Annotated in this window: 2 protein-coding genes; both read right to left on the reverse strand. The window is 58.5% G+C overall.

The window, feature by feature from the left end; genetic code table 11:
* Positions 1-220: 220 nt before the first annotated feature.
* Positions 221-1087, reverse strand: coding sequence for a hypothetical protein (locus NW818_RS13350; RefSeq protein ID WP_414424825.1), 867 nt, complete (start codon positions 1085-1087; stop codon positions 221-223).
* Between the two features lie 44 nt (positions 1088-1131).
* The gene (locus NW818_RS13355; RefSeq protein WP_414424826.1) at positions 1132-2100 is read right to left on the reverse strand and encodes a CobW family GTP-binding protein; all 969 of its coding nucleotides are present in this window, start codon (positions 2098-2100) and stop codon (positions 1132-1134) included.
* Between the last annotated feature and the right edge of the window lie 41 nt (positions 2101-2141).

A 2141-nucleotide genomic window follows, 5' to 3' on the forward strand; every position in this document is an offset into this window, starting at 1 on the left:
TCAGCATGAGTGCGGGAGTATGTCACGGCATGAGCCTTTGGTTCCATCAGTGTGAGTGGGGAGCTGAGGAGCGATCCATAAGCCCGTGGGGGCGGGGGCAGTCCAAATGTCCGAAGAGACGGGTACTGCTGCTGTGGCGAAGTAGGCCGACGGCGCTCACGCAGGGCTGCAAACCTGCGCCAGTAACGGGAATCCCCCGCTCCTGAGCTTGAGGAGCTGGTCAAAGACTGTAGATCTGCCCATCCATGAGCAGATGGGTGATGCCTTTCTTTTGCAGTTGGGTGCGCACAATCTCCAGGATGTAGCCGGGAAACTGGATCACCCGGTAGGGCGGGTAGGTGTTGCTGCCCCGACGGCTCATTTCGGAAAAGCGACGGGCCACCTTGTGGTTGTCGAAAATGGGCAGCGTATTGGCGTTGTCGATCCCTTCGATGGGCAGGGATCCGGAGCCAAAGAATTCCTTAAGGGGGCGGGTGGTCAGTTCTTGGTAGCGGTCAACAACGACGTAGCAGGTTTCCGGCAGGGTGAGCTCTTCCAGGGGCAACACCTGAATTCGATAGCCGGGATCGGTGAGGGGATCCTCTTCTGGCCCATCTTCATCTTCTAAGGGATAGTCAGGGTCGTCCTCATCTTCGTCCTCGTCTTCAAGGTCACGGTCTTCTTCGGTCTCTTCCTCCACATCCTCCAGATCTTCCCGAAGCCCAGCCGCCAACGGCAGTTCTTCTGGGGGCAGTTCTGGCAGAGACTCCGTCCCAGCAGTGTTATCCTCGCCTTCCTCGTTTGCGTTCGGCTGCAGCGAGGGAGATGAAAAAGGCAGCTCCGGCTCCAGCGGCAAAATCTGCTGCTCTGGGGCTGGGATCCCGCCAACAGCAACTTTTTCCCCCATGTCTTTGCGGCGGGCAGCCGAGCGTTTGAGATGGATCAACCGCTGGTACTCATCGGCGGCGATATTTTCCTTCAACACGCGGGTGATGGTGGTGATGCTCACCTGAAATTGCTCCGCCAATTCGACGGCGGTCGCTGCCGAGCCGCGGTAGGCGCTAACAATTTGCTGTTGTTCTTGCTCTGAAAGTTTGCTGCGAGCCATCCCAGATCACCCAATCCAAAAACCGAAAAAACTGAAGAGGATCCTTAGCCAGCGGCGGTTGCCCCGCACACCCGGCTGAGGCCGGCAGCCAGCTGTTCCGGCTCCAGCCCTTTGCCAATCAACACAATTTTGGACAAGCGGGGCTCATCGGGATCCCAGTCCCGTTCCAGAAAAAGGGTTTGCCGCTGGCCCACTTGATGGAAGATAACCCGCTGCGGCTCATCCACAACCCACAGCACCCCCTTGGCGCGAAAAAGGGTCTCGGGCATGTCTTGTAGCCAATCGCGAAAGGCCCCCAAATCCAGCGGCTGCTGCAGTTGAAAGCTCACCGATTGGATCCCGTCCTCCTCCAGGTGATGGCTGGGGTGGGCCTCAGTCCCCGAATCGGGGAGCCTGGGATCCCACAATTCTGGGCGGAAGGCATGCACATCCAAGATGCGGGCCAGAGGCACCTGGGCATGGGTGGTGAGCAGGCAAGGGGCAGCGGGGTTGTAGCGGCGCAGATCGAGAAGGATCCGCTCTCGTTCGGCTTCGTCGATCAAATCCACCTTATTGAGCAACAAAATGTCAGCGCTGCCGATCTGGTGGGCGGCGGTTTGCGAGCGCTGGAAATTGCGCCAGTATTCGGCACCGTCAACCAAGGTCACCACGCCATCCAGGCGCAACTCCTCATGAAAGACCCTCTGCACAAATAGCTCGGTCACCTGCCTGGGATCCGCCACGCCGCTGGTTTCCACCACCAGATAGTCCAACGCCTGGGCATGCTGGAGCAGCTGGCGGGCCGCCCGTTCAAAATCCTCTCGCACCGTGCAGCAGAGGCAACCATTGTTGAGCTGCATCAGCCCCCCCTCGGGCATGTTGACCAACTCGCCATCGATGGAAATCTCGCCAAACTCGTTGAGGATAACCCCAATGCGCAACCCATGCTCCTCTTCCAAGATGCGCTTGAGCAGCGTGGTTTTGCCACTGCCCAAAAAACCTGTCAAAATCGTCACCGGAAGCTGAGCTTTCATATCAGGTGAGGCTGAAGTAAACTACCCGACCCTGACTGCTT

This window comes from Synechococcus sp. R6-5 (assembly GCF_047461775.1).
GTDB lineage: Bacteria > Cyanobacteriota > Cyanobacteriia > Thermostichales > Thermostichaceae > Thermostichus.